This is a genomic window from Thiohalobacter sp. IOR34 (assembly GCF_030406045.1).
Classification (GTDB): Bacteria; Pseudomonadota; Gammaproteobacteria; order Thiohalobacterales; family Thiohalobacteraceae.
This window is the reverse complement of the sequence record NZ_CP128988.1, coordinates 2,577,564-2,591,658: the sequence shown is the minus strand read 5'-3', so window position 1 is coordinate 2,591,658 and position 14,095 is coordinate 2,577,564. Positions and strand designations below refer to the sequence as shown.

Annotated in this window: 11 protein-coding genes; 7 read left to right on the top strand and 4 right to left on the bottom strand. The window is 60.5% G+C overall.

Annotated features, from left to right (window positions below; all coding sequences use genetic code 11):
- Positions 1-176 precede the first annotated feature (176 nt).
- The gene (locus QVG61_RS12010; RefSeq protein WP_289930881.1) at positions 177-1,475 is read left to right on the top strand and encodes a hypothetical protein; all 1,299 of its coding nucleotides are present in this window, start codon (positions 177-179) and stop codon (positions 1,473-1,475) included.
- Between the two features lie 72 nt (positions 1,476-1,547).
- On the opposite strand, the gene QVG61_RS12005 is transcribed toward QVG61_RS12010, so the two are convergent.
- From QVG61_RS12005 to QVG61_RS11995, 3 genes are read right to left on the bottom strand one after another with little or no spacing between them, the layout of a single operon-like run.
- Positions 1,548-2,633 (bottom strand): hypothetical protein, encoded by a 1,086-nt coding sequence (locus QVG61_RS12005; RefSeq protein WP_289930880.1) that lies wholly within the window; start codon positions 2,631-2,633, stop codon positions 1,548-1,550.
- Between the two features lie 21 nt (positions 2,634-2,654).
- Positions 2,655-3,482, bottom strand: coding sequence for a sulfotransferase (locus tag QVG61_RS12000; RefSeq protein ID WP_289930879.1), 828 nt, complete (start codon positions 3,480-3,482; stop codon positions 2,655-2,657).
- Complete coding sequence (locus QVG61_RS11995) at positions 3,479-4,666, bottom strand: FkbM family methyltransferase (RefSeq protein ID WP_289930878.1); 1,188 nt, start codon at positions 4,664-4,666, stop codon at positions 3,479-3,481. The genes QVG61_RS12000 and QVG61_RS11995 overlap by 4 nt, the downstream gene beginning before the upstream one ends.
- On the opposite strand from QVG61_RS11995, the gene QVG61_RS11990 reads away from it, so the two are divergent.
- Complete coding sequence (locus QVG61_RS11990) at positions 4,665-6,596, top strand: tetratricopeptide repeat protein (protein ID WP_289930877.1); 1,932 nt, start codon at positions 4,665-4,667, stop codon at positions 6,594-6,596. The genes QVG61_RS11995 and QVG61_RS11990 overlap by 2 nt on opposite strands.
- Here the strand turns inward: QVG61_RS11990 and QVG61_RS11985 are convergent.
- Positions 6,566-8,458 (bottom strand): tetratricopeptide repeat-containing sulfotransferase family protein, encoded by a 1,893-nt coding sequence (locus QVG61_RS11985; protein ID WP_289930876.1) that lies wholly within the window; start codon positions 8,456-8,458, stop codon positions 6,566-6,568. The two genes, QVG61_RS11990 and QVG61_RS11985, sit on opposite strands and share 31 nt — an antisense overlap.
- 115 nt (positions 8,459-8,573) lie before the next feature.
- Here QVG61_RS11985 and QVG61_RS11980 point away from each other — a divergent pair, with 115 nt between their 5' ends.
- The 5 genes from QVG61_RS11980 (at position 8,574) to accC (ending at position 14,028) form a co-directional block, all read left to right on the top strand.
- Positions 8,574-10,634 carry a tetratricopeptide repeat-containing sulfotransferase family protein gene (locus QVG61_RS11980; RefSeq protein WP_289930875.1) on the top strand — a complete coding sequence of 687 codons (2,061 nt, stop codon included), beginning with the start codon at positions 8,574-8,576 and terminating at the stop codon, positions 10,632-10,634.
- 487 nt (positions 10,635-11,121) lie between these two features.
- A complete protein-coding gene (gene aroQ / locus QVG61_RS11975) occupies positions 11,122-11,565 on the top strand; it encodes a type II 3-dehydroquinate dehydratase (RefSeq protein WP_289930874.1) in 444 nt (147 codons plus the stop codon).
- 25 nt (positions 11,566-11,590) lie between these two features.
- Positions 11,591-12,043 (top strand): acetyl-CoA carboxylase biotin carboxyl carrier protein, encoded by a 453-nt coding sequence (gene accB, locus QVG61_RS11970; RefSeq protein WP_289930873.1) that lies wholly within the window; start codon positions 11,591-11,593, stop codon positions 12,041-12,043.
- A gap of 149 nt (positions 12,044-12,192) precedes the next feature.
- Positions 12,193-12,558: a GxxExxY protein gene (locus QVG61_RS11965; RefSeq protein ID WP_289930872.1), complete on the top strand. Its 366-nt coding sequence runs from the start codon at positions 12,193-12,195 to the stop codon at positions 12,556-12,558.
- A gap of 129 nt (positions 12,559-12,687) precedes the next feature.
- Positions 12,688-14,028 (top strand): acetyl-CoA carboxylase biotin carboxylase subunit, encoded by a 1,341-nt coding sequence (gene accC, locus QVG61_RS11960; protein ID WP_289930871.1) that lies wholly within the window; start codon positions 12,688-12,690, stop codon positions 14,026-14,028.
- Positions 14,029-14,095: the final 67 nt, after the last annotated feature.

Genomic DNA, 14,095 nt, shown 5'->3' with positions numbered 1-14,095 from the left:
TGGCTTCGCATCCTGGCCGATCCCCCTTGAACCATGGCTAAGGCTATGCTTCCGCGGGCGATCGGCCAACCTGCTTTGCCAGCTTCGCCCTGAGAATCGAATCCTTGGTGCAATATCCGGGCTAAAAGAGAAAGCGTGTTGGGTTTTAATGCCTGCATCGACAGGATGTGAAGCGAATGCAGCGCAATGTGGAATACTGCAGAAGGAAATGCACGTTGCGCATGTGGATTAAACGCCAATACTGGCAAGGAGGAAGGATAAATGAAAAAAAGGTTCTGCAAGTTGCTATGTCAATGGCCATGGGGGGTGCTGCTGTTGGCGCCTGGGCCTTCAATGTGGGGGATGTGCTGTCCTTTGATCCAGGTAGATACGATTGTGTCATTGGTGGCACATACCCCATTTGCGACTACGATGCTTCGGCTGTGACTTCGGGGTCCTATTTTGCAATGGATTTTAACGGGGATGGGAAAATGGACCTCAACGAGCGAACCCCGATTGCCCCTGGTCCTGCTGGCGGAATTATCATCGGCATCCTGCAGCCGGCATCCGGCAGCCATTCAGGATGCCCCGACGGCTCGGAGGTTGCAGGTCTTGATGCGCCATGGTGTTTCTTTGGTAATACCGGAATGCACCAGACGGTCGGCTATCCGGTAATGGATAATGGCGACGGTACCCTGGATTTTAGCGGCTGGGGTGTGACCTGGAATGGTATAGCGCATATTCCACTTGGCGGCGATTCGGCTAACTTTCCCTCGGATACGGGGCGGGCTTTAGTATCCTGTTCCAGTACCCCCTGTGTACAGGGCGAGCCTTTTACGGTGGATTATAGTGCTCATGTGCCTAATGGTGACCCCAGTGGGTTTGGCGGAATTACATACTGGTTGCATCTGGAGCGGGTAGTTGCAGCTCCTAGTGCGACCATCTCGTTGACTGTTGGCGGTGGAGCGGTACAGGAATGCTCGACGGCGGGAGGCTCCTCTGTGGCCGTGACTGCTGCAGCTACCGTGCCTGATGGTGACGCTGTGGATTCTATTGTCTGGTCTGTGGATGGGAGTGTTGTAGCCAGCGGCGCGTCGGTTGAATTGTTCCTGGAATTGGGGACGCATGTTGTCAGTGCCGAGGTGCAAACCATCGGAGGTTTGAGTGCGACAACTGCAACCAGGATTGTCGTTCAGGATACCGTGGCCCCGGATGTTACTGCAGCTTTTATCGACCGCAAGCATAAAACACGGACTGCCAGGGTGGTTCACAGGGGGCGCGTGGAGATTCAGGCGGAAGCCGATGATGTCTGTGATCCAGATCCTGTTATAGAGGCAATAATCGGTGCGGCAGTCGAGGATGGCGATATGCTGCGCGTCGCAAAACGGAAGGGGTGGGTCAGTCTGCAAGCGCAGGGGCTTGATTTAACCGTAAGAGCGTCGGATGCTTCTGGCAACACGGCGACGGCCAAGGCAGTATTGAACATCGCGGAATAGCGTTGTATCTGAAACCGGGCTTGGTAGTTCCAGGCCCGGTTTGTTTTTGGGTAAGAGAATCAGGGTTTGCACCTACCAGACTTCCATGATTTCTTCGAGAGGGAAGTCCAGGCCCGCCAGCTTCCATACGTCACGCACCCTGTATATGGCGTTTTCGGCTTTTTTGATCCAATTTGGATGTCGCCCTTTTTTGTTGAAAACCTTGAAGGGTTCCGCTGAGCCATCGCTTGAAAAGCGAGAATAAAACGCCTGTGCGCTATCAATCATGGAATCACGAGTATAAGCCACCACTTGGTGTTGACGGTTTGTGCATAGGCCGGTTAATGCCAGGTTATAATGATATTGTTCCCAATAACGGAGATACACATCGAAATAATCTTGCCTTAGAAGATCATGGGCGTCGGCTCCTGTAAATGTGTTATCTCTTTGTATGAAGCTCTCGATAGTGCTGCGTACAGCAAATTTGCGATTCTCTGGTAATCCACCCGATTTTTCATAGGTGGATATGCAGCTTGTTGCCGGGTGGCGGATCGTAAGAATATATTCGGTATTCTGGCCGAGGACCTGGTTGAAGAATGCGCCATGATATGCTGCATTGATATCTTTTTTGGGGATTATGGTATGTTGGCCGGGATTCTCTCTGTGGGCAAAGAACAGTTCGACCATGACCAGGTATTCTGCAAGGTAGCGTGCCATGTCGGTGTGCTGGTTATGCCCGCTACCAATATAGAAAGGCCACGCCTTGGGAAAGCCATCATGGGCGATCAGGCCGGGGATACGTTCCGGGTCGTGGCCAAGAGCCATATAAGCCTGCTTGGTCAGGTAGGAGCCACCGCTACGCGGGCAGCCGACAACAAAGATGAATCGGTAGGGCGCAAGGAAGCGCTTCACCATGGCGGTTTCACCGATCAGCAGGGCAACGGTGAGGTTGTAGCTTTTCAGTAGCGCTTCCTTGATGACCGGGTCGGCAAGGTGTTGGCCCTCCAGGCGTCGCAGGCGTTCTTCCACCTGTTGCGCCGAGCCGGGCTTGAGTCGTTCGCTCAATTGGTCGAACCAATTCTCTTTGAACTTCTCTCCCGAGCGGAGCCGGAACAGGAAGTCAATGAAATCCTTGGAAGGTTTGATTTGGGTGTCGGTGAGCTTGATTTCCAGGCCCATGTCGTCCCTCTTTCTCCTTGCTCATAGATAACCGAAAGTCTTGAGGGGGCCCGCGCATATTTTCTCCAGGGCGCGGATCTCCTGTTCGTTCAGGATGTTCCGGTAGGCGCCGACGCGCCGGTTGGATAGCCCCTTTCCCCAGAGGGGCGACAGCCAGGCATTCTTTTCCTTCTCCAGGCTCTTGAAGTCGATGGCCGTTTTGCGCCAGTCGGACCCCGGATCGAAGAGGTTGAGGGCGAGCCCACTGGCTTGGCGGAGCTTGGCAATGACGGGTTCGGGGTCGCGGACCAGATCCTCGTAACGTATCAAGGTGATCCGTGCCTGGTAGTCCTTGTCCTGGTGGGCAAGGGCCGGCATGTAACACTTCATGTAATAGCTGCCGAGCTGTTCCATGTCCCGTGGCAGGGTGGCGCCTTCGGAATCCCCCTTCGCACGCAATCGTTCCCCGACCCGCACGAGCGAGGCGGCGACGTCGCGCGGGTCCCGGACGATGATGAAGAACCGGGCGTCCTCGCCGGCGGCGGCCAGCAGATCGTGCAGGGCCGGAAGGCGCGGCGTCAGTGGCGGATGCTTGAGAACCAGGTGCCTCGTTTCCGGATAGCGGGCGCGGATCTTGTCCAGAAAGCCTTTGAGCCAGGCGGCCGTGAAATCGCGGAGATCCTGGCGCGAGTCGAAATAGTATTTTCCATGCTCATCAAATTTCTGCAGGCCGAAGACATAGGCCTCGACGATGCTGCGCAGATAACTCGCTTCATGGACCAATGGGTTGGTCGTCTCGTCGGAGCATAAAATGTTCTGGAGCAGGGTGGTGCCGGCGCGATTGACTCCGCCTACGAAGAAACAGCTCATGCGTCTTCCTTGTTCAGTCGTTCCAGCAGGGTATCCCGGCGTTCCGCCGGCAGGGCAAGGATCTCGGTCAGGGTTGCCGGGAAGGATGCGATTTCCTCATGGGGCGCCTTCATGTTATGGATCCGATAACCGGCCTCGATGAGGCCGCGGCAGATGGCCTCCGGGGAGATGCCCTTGTGGGGATGCAGATCGATCAGAAGTATGGGGTGTGAATGGCGCAAGGTTTGCCTCGCCCCTTCCAGCACTTGCTGCTCCGCGCCCTCCACGTCGATCTTGATCATGTCGGGCGCCCTGGTTTCAGGATCGGTCAGCAGGCTGTCCAGGGTCCTTGTCTCCACGGTGATGCTGTCTGCGGTGACCTCCCTCCCAGGTACCAGGCTGTGCCAGCCGCTCTTCTGGCCGAGATGGAGGGTAGCCGTGCCATCGGAATCCGCGAGCGCCACCGGGTGCAGGCGCACATGGCCGAAATCATTCAGTGCCATGCTTTTTTCAAACCAAGTGCAGTTTTCCGGCTCGGGCTCGAACGCGAGAACGCGGCCTTCCGGGCCGACAAGAGAGGCGGCCAGCACCGAAAAATCCCCTTTGTTGGCGCCGACATCCAGGAAGGTTTGTCCGGGGGGCAGCAGCTTCCGGACCACGCGCATCTTGTCGGGCTCGTAACGCCCCAGGGCACGGGCCAGCATCATGGGCGATTCCCGCAATCTGAGATAGATGCGGCCGCCCGCCACGGGAAAATCGAGGTAGCGGTCCGGAAAATAGGGTTGCAGGCCGGGGTAGTTTTTCAAGGCCGCGTCCGTGAGCCCCGGGGCCCGGCGGTCGACTTCGCCCGAGCGGGCGAGCCACAGCACCTTCCATGCCTGCAAGGTGGCCTGCGCCAGTTTTCCGTTCTTCCAGGCCGTGAAACAGGCCGGGCACAGCGGGAGCAGATTGGCTGTGTGCCGCACGCCGCGCTGGAAGACTTCGGCGAGGTGGGGGGATGAGGGTTCGAGCGCCGCTCCACACTTCGGGTTACCGCAGCACTCGCCGGCTTCCGTGGAGCCCCCCCTTGCCTCCCCGGCCGATGATTTTGGTGTGGTGCCGGGCATCCTCTTGGCCTGTTTTTCGGTATGATTCTGGGACTCATCATAACAATCCGCCGCCGGTCGGATCAACGCGGCCCGGCGCGGGCGCAAGGGTGCTGTCATGGCCAGAGCCAAGGTTTTGCACAAGAGGGTGGAGGCTTGCCTTGCCAAGGGGCGCCTGGGCGAGGCGGCCAGGCTGCTCGAACAGCTTTGCCGCCAGGAGTCGGCCGACGGCGCCCTCTGGCGCCGGCTCGGCGAGATCCGGCTCGCTCTGGGCAAGCCGGCGGAGGCACTGCAGAGTTTCGGGCGCTGCCTTGCGCTGAAAAAGGACGAGGCATCCGCGCTGGCGGGGGCCGCCGAGGCCTTGTGGAGGCTGGGCAGGCAGGACGAGGCGCGCAGGCATGCCGAGCAGTCGCTCAACCTGGATCCCCGGCAGGGCCGGGCCGCCTTTGTGCTTGGGGAGGTCGCTCGCGAAAAGGGGGGGTTCGACAGCGCCGAGCGCTATTACCGACAGGCGATCCAGACTGGTGCCAAGGAGGGGGGCGTCCATTATCTGCATGGCAACATGCTCAAACTCCAGGGTCGGGTGGACGAGGCGGTAGCCGCCTATGAACAGGCGCTGGCTGCCGATCCGCAGCGGGTGGAGGCTTTCTGGGAACGCCAGCGGCTGCTGCCGGTCATTCTGGATGCCGAAGAAGAGATCGCGCGTTACCGGGAGGACTACCGACAAGGGTTGCGGCGGTTGGAAGAGTCCCTGGACCTGAAAAGCACTTCAGGCCGGCGTGCAGCCCTGCGCGGTGCCCTGAGCAGCACCAACTTTTATCTCCAGTACCAGGGGTGTGACGACTTGCCCCTCCAGGAGCAATACGGCCGCATCCTGGAGAAGGTGGCGGCGGCCAACTTTCCACAATGGGGGGCGGGGCGGGAAATGGCCCCGCGCAAAGGCGGAGGCCGTATCCGTATCGGCTATGCCAGCGCCTTTCTGCGGGCTCACAATGGCGCTGTCTGGCTGCTGGGGTGGTTGCGCCACCGGAACCGTGAGCGGTTCGAAATATATTGTTATCACACCGGCGGCAAGGTCGATGAGAAGACCGAGGAATTCCGCCACCTGAGCGATCACTTCCACCATGTACCGGGGGGCGTGGAGCAGGCCTGTGCCCGGATAGCGGCCGATGAACTCGATATCCTGGTCTATCCGGAGCTGGGCATGGACGCGAAGAGTATGGTCATGGCGGCCATGCGTCTGGCGCCGATCCAGTGCGTGGGCTGGGGGCACCCCATCACCTCCGGGCTGTCCACCATGGATTACTGGCTGTCCAGCGATCTGATGGAACCGGAAAACGGCCAGGAGCACTACAGCGAGCGATTGGTGCGGTTGCCGAATATGGCGAACTGTTATTCCCGTGATCAGCATGACCGTCTGCAATCCAGGGGGGCTTCTAAATCGCGCGCCGATTTCGGTCTGCCCGAGGGTGCGGTGCTCTATTTCTGCAGCCAGTCGTTGTTCAAGTATCTTCCGCAATACGATTGGCTGTGGCCGGAGATCGCCAGGCGGGTGCCCAAGGCCAAGTTCGTTTTTCTGGCCATCTCCAGCGTGCAAGTGGTGAAGCGCTTCATGGCCCGTGTCGAACGGGCGTTCGCGCGGGCAGGGCTTTCGGCCGGGGACTACTGCATCATGCTCAATCGGCAGACGCCGGAAGACTACCTGAACCTGAATCTCCTCATGGACGTCTTCCTTGACAATCCGCCCTGGTCCGGCAACAACACGGGCCTGGCCGCGGTGGATGCCCACCTGCCCATAGTCACATGGCCGACCGGATTCATGCGGGGGCGGCATTCCTGCGCGATCCTGAAAATGATGGGTGTAACCGAGACTATTGCTTCGAGCGGAGAGGAATACGTGGAGATCGCCGCGAGGCTCGGACTGGAACGGGAATGGCGGATGGAAGTGAAGGAGCGGTTCGCTGCTTCTGCGGAGCGGATCTATGAGGACGTGGAGTGTGTTCGCGGTCTGGAAGCCTTCTATGAGGAGGCCGTTTCCGGGCAATCCTGATCCAAAGACTTTCCAAGCGCCTCGATCAAGGGGCCGATGTGGCGGGCGAAACGTTTCCATCTGCCGATAGAGCTCGTATAGAGCGGGCGGCGGACCTGGTCGTAACTGGCGGTGGCAACCGTCCTTTTAGTTTCATGGAAGCGCAGGCAGGCGTCGTTCCATTCCAATTCGCAGAATTCAAGGAGCTTGCGGATGTTGGGTTCGGGGTCCCGGACCAGGGCTTCATATTGCACGTCCAGAACGGGCATGGGCAGGACCGCTTTCCAGTGGGTCATGACTCGTTCATAACCCTTGTAATACGTGGCCAGGTCCTCCAGGCGGTAGGACCAGGGCAGCGCCTCGAAGAAATCGAGGAAGTAGCAGGAGAGGCAGGTATCCAGGGGATCGCGGACGCAGTGAATGACCCGGGCATCGGGGAAGAGCAGGGCGATGAGTCCGAGATACATGAAGTTTCCCGGCATCTTGTCCGTCACATGGCGGGTCGTGGCGTCTTTCTCCTCAAGGAAGGACAGGTAGCGGGCAGCGGCCTTGTCCACCTCGTCTTGTTCCAGGCCGTCGAGGAACAGGGGATAGGGTTGTCCCCGCCGTTCGCCAAGTGCCTTGGCGATCTGCCCTATCTCCGCGAGTTCTCCGGCGCCGAATACTTCGGGGTGGCTGGCAAGGATCTGCTCGACCAGGCTGGTGCCGGAACGGGGCATGCCGACGATGAAGATGGGGCGCCGGGAGCCGTGCCCCGCGCGGGGCGCGCGTTGGAAAAACTCGCGGTCCAGGCATGTGAGAACAGCCCCGGTTTCCCTGTCGAGCGCACCCCGGTCGAAGGCCGGGCTGCGTACTTCGTTGCCTCGCCGGTAGTGTTCGAAGGCGCGGTCGTACTCGCCTTTTTCCTCCAGCAGACGGCCCAGGTTGAAATGAAGATTCTTGAGGCTCGTGTGGCTGAGTCCCGCCGGGGATTCCAGCAAGTCCTCAATGGCCGCGATCGCCTCGTCATGCAGGCCCAAGGGTCTGGCAAGGGCTGCCAACGCCAGGGCCAGGTTCGCGTTCCGGACGCCGGCATCGAGGAGGGGCCTGATTCGTTCATAGGCCTTGTCGGCCTCGCCGGACTGTTCGAGAAGGTTGGCGGCCATGATAGTGGCGTCGAGATGACCGGGTTCTTTCTCCAGGACGCTCGTGCAGCATTGCAGGGCCTCTTTCCTCCGTCCCTGGGTGGTGAGCACCATGGCGAGGTTGATGCGGGCGCGGTGGAAGTCTGGCGCGAGTTCCAGCGCCCGGCGCAAATGTTTCTCCGATTCCGGGGTTTGCCCCAGGGAGGCCAGGCTGATGCCCAGGCGGTGATGACCCTCGGCATGCTCGGGGTGATGTGTCAGCAACTGCCGGTAGCACCGGACCGCCTCGGCGGGCTTGCCCCGGTGTTGGTAGAGATTGCCCAGGTGGTACCAGGCGTCCGGCCAGGAGGGCGATAGTTCGACGGCTTTCCGAAAGGCCGCCTCCGCCTTGTCGAGATTTCCGCTTTGGCGTTCCGCCATGCCGAGCATCAGCCAGGCGGGTGTCAGCGCGGGTTGCAGCCTGGTCGCTTGCCGATAGCTGTCGGCGGCTTCCCTGGAACGCCCGAGTGCCAAAAGGGCGTTCCCGAGATTGGCGTGAATTTCAGCCGACTCGGGTGCCAGCGCGACCGCCTTGCGGAGGCATTTTTCCGCACCCGCCGGGTCGCCCTTGCGTCCGAGCAGCGTGCCCTCGAGGGTCAGGAGACGGGGATCGTTCCGGGAAGGCAGTTGTTGCAGGGTTTCAAGGGCCTCGCGGATCTGGCCTCGTTCCGCCATCTTCTGGATACGGACGATGGTCTTGTCGAAACTGCCTGGTTTCATGGAGTATCGTTCCCGAACAGCTTGGTGCGTTCCCGCTTGTAATAGGGGGTCTCGTGAGTAGTATAGGGCGAGAAACCGAATTGTTATGGGGGTTGTTTGAATGAATCCGGGGGCCTTGATCGCAGAGATCCAGGGGCTTGTCAAGTCCGGGCGGCTCGCCGAAGCCCGGGCTGTCTGCGCGCGGCAGGCGGGTGTCGGGAAGAAGTCGGCGACTTTCCAGCGGCTGTGGGGCGAACTGGAGCGCGCCGCGGGGAACCTGCAGGCCGCTGAGCGCCTGTGCCGGAAAGCTGTCAAGCTCAAGGGCGACGACCCGGAAAATCATTCAGCTCTCGCCATGGTGCTTCATGCCGTGGGTAAATATGCAGCCGCGGAAACCAGTTACCGGCGGGTCCTGAAGTTATGGGCGGATCAGCCGGTCGTCCGGTTCAATCTTGGGGCGGTGTTGCAGGCGCAGGGCCGGGATGATGGGGCCTTGGAGGAATATCTGGCGGCAACCCGTTTGCGGCCGGGTTACGCAAAGGCGCACGCCAACGCCGGGTATTTGCTCAGGCGGGCCGGGCGGTTCGAGGAGGCCCTGGAGCATTACGAGGCGGCGGTGCAGGCAGCCTCCGATATCCCCGAAATCCATTTCAACCTGGGGCTTACGCTGTTCGATCTGGGGAGGGATTCGGAAGCGGAAGCCGCCCATAGAAGGGCGATCGAGCTCAGGCCGGAATATGCCGATCCCTTCAGCGCACTGGGCAACATTTTTCTGGCCAGGGGGGAGTACGATCTGGCCATCGGCAAGTTTCGCAGAGCTCTGGAGATCGACGAAAAACATGCGGATGCGTGCCGGGGAATGGCAGCGGCGTTGCGCGCCCAAAGGAATGACGAGGCGGCAGTCCAGTATCTGCATCGTGCGCTGGAGGCCGAGCCGGGGCATGTCGGTACCCGGCTGGCGCTTGGGTCGGTCTATCTGGCGCTGGGGCAACCCGGGAAGACGAGTGAAATCTGCGAGGGCGTACTGTCCGAAGAGCCCGATAATGAGGATGCCTCAATCATGGCCGCGAATGCCGCCGAGAAGATGGGGCAACCGCAAAAGGCCTGTGAACTGCTCGAACCCTATCTCATAGGCGAAGAGGTGCGAACGGACGCGGCCATTGTTTTTGCCTCGGTCAGCAAGGCTGTCGATCGCCAGGAAGAAGCGGTGGCGGTGCTGGAAAAGGTGCTGGCGCGCGAGGAGGAAATGGATGAGTCGGATCGCGCGCTCGTTTATTTCGCTCTCGGCAGCCAGTTGGACGCGTTGAGGGAGTATGACAGGGCATTTTCGTATTTTAAAAAAGGAAACGAGTTGTCACGGGAGAAATACGATCATCACCACATGGTGGAACAGGTGGATTCCTCGGTCAGGTTTTTTACTCCGGAGGCCATGGCGGGTTTGCCGCGTTCCTCCGTTCGTTCAGACAGGCCGGTGTTCGTGGTCGGTATGCCGCGTTCTGGGACGACGCTGGTGGAACAGATTTTAGGCAGCCATCCTCGCGTGTATCCCGCCGGTGAGCTCGACAATATTCCAGATCTCGTCAGGGCCATGAGGGCCATTGTGTCCAAGGAGCAGGCCTATCCTGCCTGTATCGGCCAGTTGGCGCCGGTGGACATGGACCGGCTTGCAAAAACCTACCTGGATTTCCTGGACGGGATGGCGCCGGATGCGGATCGTGTCGTGGACAAGATGCCGGGCAACTTCATGCATCTGGGGTTGATAGAACTGCTGTTTCCTGATGCGCGTATCATTCATTGTGTCCGGAATCCGCTGGACACCTGCTTGTCGTGCTTTTTCCAGAATTTCCGTGAATTCCATGTGTACACCAACGATCTGGAAGACCTGGGGCGCTATTACCGGGAATACCGGCGTTTGATGGAGCACTGGAAGAATGTGCTGAACGTTCCCATTCTCGATCTGTGCTACGAGGATCTGGTAGAGGATCCTGAACACCACAGCCGCAGGCTGATCGAGTTCTGCGGCCTTGAGTGGGACGACCGTTGCCTGGAATTCCACAAGAGCAAGCGGTTGGCCTGGACAGCGAGCTATCAGCAGGTCCGGCAGCCGATCTACAGAAAATCCAGGCAGCGATGGAAGAACTACGAACGTCACATGGGGTCCTTGATAGAGGCGTTGGGGGGCTGTGTCCGGTTGTAATGGGTATGGCGGCACGGTTTGATGTAGGAGCGGTCACCAGGCCGCGACAGGAACCCCATCGCAATTGCGGCGTGGACGCCGCGCCTACAGGGGTATGGCGGCACGGTTTGACGTAGGAGCAGTCTCCAGGCCGCGACAGGAACCCCGTCGCAATCGCGGCGTGGACGCCGCTCCTACAGGGGATGGCGGAACGGTTTGATGTAGGAGCGGCCTCCCGGCCGCGATCGATGGCGGGCACTGCCCGCCGACCTCGCGGAACAGGGGGCGGCATCTCGTTTTCGGTGTCCACGGGTTCGTGGCTCCCCGGGGATATGCCTCGATCTGGTGCCCTACTTCGGGAAAACGGTGGGGTTCGTGACGGAATCATGGTAATTCCCCGCGTATTGGGGCATAATCCGCACCAATGACGCCGCCGGTCCTTGGTGAATTCAAGGAAACGGTGGCGATCTGCGGCGAATTTTCAGGGAACAGGTGCTAAACCGCCATCATGCGCCAGATACTCGTCTTGAACGGCCCCAATCTGAACCTCCTGGGCGTCCGGGAGCCCGGCCACTATGGCTCCGAGACGCTGGCGGCCATCATGGGCCGCCTCGAGACCCTGGGTGCCGAGTTGGGGGCGGCAGTGAGCGGCTTCCAGTCCAATGCCGAGCACGAACTCGTCGGCCGTATTCAGGCGGCGCGCGAGGAGGCGGTCGAGTTCATCGTCTTCAACCCGGCGGCCTTCACCCATACCAGCGTGGCGCTGCGCGATGCCCTGGCGGCGGTGGAGATCCCCTTCATCGAGCTGCATCTGTCCAACGTGCATGCGCGCGAGGCCTTCCGGCGCCATTCCTATTTTTCCGATATCGCGGTCGGCGTGATCAGCGGGCTCGGGCCGATTGGCTACGAGCTGGCGCTGCGGGCCGCGGTGGATTATTTGTCACGCAGGTGACCGAAACAGAACGGTAAAGGCAGTCATGGACATCCGAAAAGTCAAAAAGCTGATCGAGTTGCTGGAAGAGTCCGGCATCGCCGAGATCGAGATTCACGAGGGCGAGGAGTCGGTGCGCATCAGCCGCTATTCCGCCGCCGCCCCCGCGGCACCGGTGGCCGTCACTGCGCCGCCGCCCCCGCCGCCGGTCGCCGAGGCGCCTGCAGCGGCTCCTGCCGAGGCGCCGAATGAGGAGCTGCCGGCAGGCCACGTGGTGACCTCGCCCATGGTCGGCACCTTCTACCGCGCCCCCTCGCCGGGCGCCTCGCCCTTCGTCGAGGTCGGTCAGCGGGTCAACGTCGGCGACACCCTGTGCATCATCGAGGCGATGAAGATGCTCAACCAGATCGAGGCCGACAAGGCCGGCACCATCGCCGCCATCCTGGTCGAGAACGGCCAGCCGGTGGAGTTCGGCGAGCCGCTGTTTGTTATTGAATAGGTGCATGGCCACGAAACCCACGAAAAGATGATGGCCATGGAATCCACGGAAAAACACGGAAGAATGTTGTTGCTTGTTTCGTGAACCTTGGTGAATATTGCTGGCGGCCTGTCTGACAGGGCGGATATTCGTTTTCATGGAGGAAGACGATGCTGGTGGAGAGGGATCTCACCTATAAGGTGAGAAGTTGTGTGTATGAGGTCTATCGCGTTCTTGGAGCTGGATATCTAGAGAAGGTCTATGAGAAGGCGTTGATCAGAGAGTTTGAGGTTCGCGGTATCCGGGCACAGGCGCAGGTGCCATTAAAGGTGTCATACAAGGGTAGAGAGGTTGGGGAATATTACGTCGATATTCTTGTTGAGGGGCGAATCCTGATCGAGCTGAAGGCGCAGGACAATTTGATGCCGGTGCATGAAGCGCAATTGCTGAATTATCTGAAGGTAAGTGGCCGACAAATCGGTTTGCTGATCAATTTCACATATCCACGTGCTGTCATCAAACGTATGGTGGTCTGACTGATTGGCAGGCGACCCATGACGATATTTGAGTGAATATGAATGCAATGAAGATTTTCCGTGTTTTTCCGTGGATTCCGTGGCCAACATTTTTCCATGGATTCCGTGGCTGTCTCGTGGCGGTAGAAAATGCTGGATAAAGTCGTAATTGCCAACCGCGGCGAGATTGCGCTGCGCATCCTTCGCGCCTGCCGCGAGCTGGATATCCGTACCGTTGCGGTGTATTCCACCGTCGACCGGGATCTCAAGCATGTGCGTCTGGCCGACGAGTCGGTATGCATCGGCCCGCCGCCCTCCGCCGAGAGCTATCTCAACATTCCGGCCCTGATCAGCGCCGCCGAGGTGGCCGACGCCGTGGCCATCCATCCCGGTTACGGCTTCCTGTCGGAGAATGCCGACTTCGCCGAGCAGGTGGAGCTGTCCGGTTTCGTGTTCATCGGTCCGCGGCCGGAGACCATCCGCATGATGGGCGACAAGGTACAGGCCATCCGCGCCATGCAGGAGGCCGGGGTGCCGACCGTGCCCGGCTCCGGCGGGCCGCTGGGTGAAGACCCGGAGACCAATCTGCGCCTGGCCCGGGAGATCGGCTACCCGGTGATCATCAAGGCCGCGGCCGGCGGCGGCGGGCGCGGCATGCGCGTGGTGCATGCCGAGGCCAATCTGCTCAATGCCATCTCCCTGACCCAGGCCGAGGCCGCAGCCGCCTTCGGCAACGGCACGGTGTACATGGAGAAGTACCTGGAGCGGCCGCGTCATGTCGAGTTCCAGGTGCTGGCCGACGGCGAGGGCAACGCCATCCACCTCGGCGAGCGCGACTGTTCCATGCAGCGTCGTCACCAGAAGGTGGTCGAGGAGGCGCCGGCACCGGGCATCACCCCGGAACAGCGCGCCGAGATGGGCGAGCGCTGCGCCGAGGCCTGCCGGCGCATCGGCTACCGCGGTGCCGGCACCTTCGAGTTCCTCTATCAGGACGGCGAGTTCTACTTCATCGAGATGAACACCCGCGTCCAGGTCGAACACCCCGTAACCGAGATGATCACCGGCGTGGACATCGTCAAGGAGCAGCTGCGCATCGCCGCCGGCCAGGGCCTGTCCTACCGCCAGGAGGACATCCGCATCATCGGCCACGCCGTCGAGTGCCGCATCAATGCCGAGGACGCCCGCACCTTCATGCCCTCGCCCGGCACCATCACCCAGTACCACGCCCCCGGCGGACCGGGCATCCGTGTCGATTCCCACATCTACAACGGTTACACGGTGCCGCCGACCTACGATTCCATGATCGGCAAGATCATCGCCCACGGCGAGAGCCGCGAGGTGGCGCTGGCGCGCATGCGCGGCGCCCTGGCCGAAGTGGTCATCGACGGCATCAGGACCAACATCGACCTGCACAAGGACATCTGCGCCGATGCCGCCTTCATCGAGGGCGGCACCGACATCCACTACCTGGAGAAGAAGCTCGGCCTGTAGGCGCGGCGTCCAGGTCAGGGCGGTAATCGCGGCCTGGCGACCGCTCCTACATGGGGCAGAGGTTCCG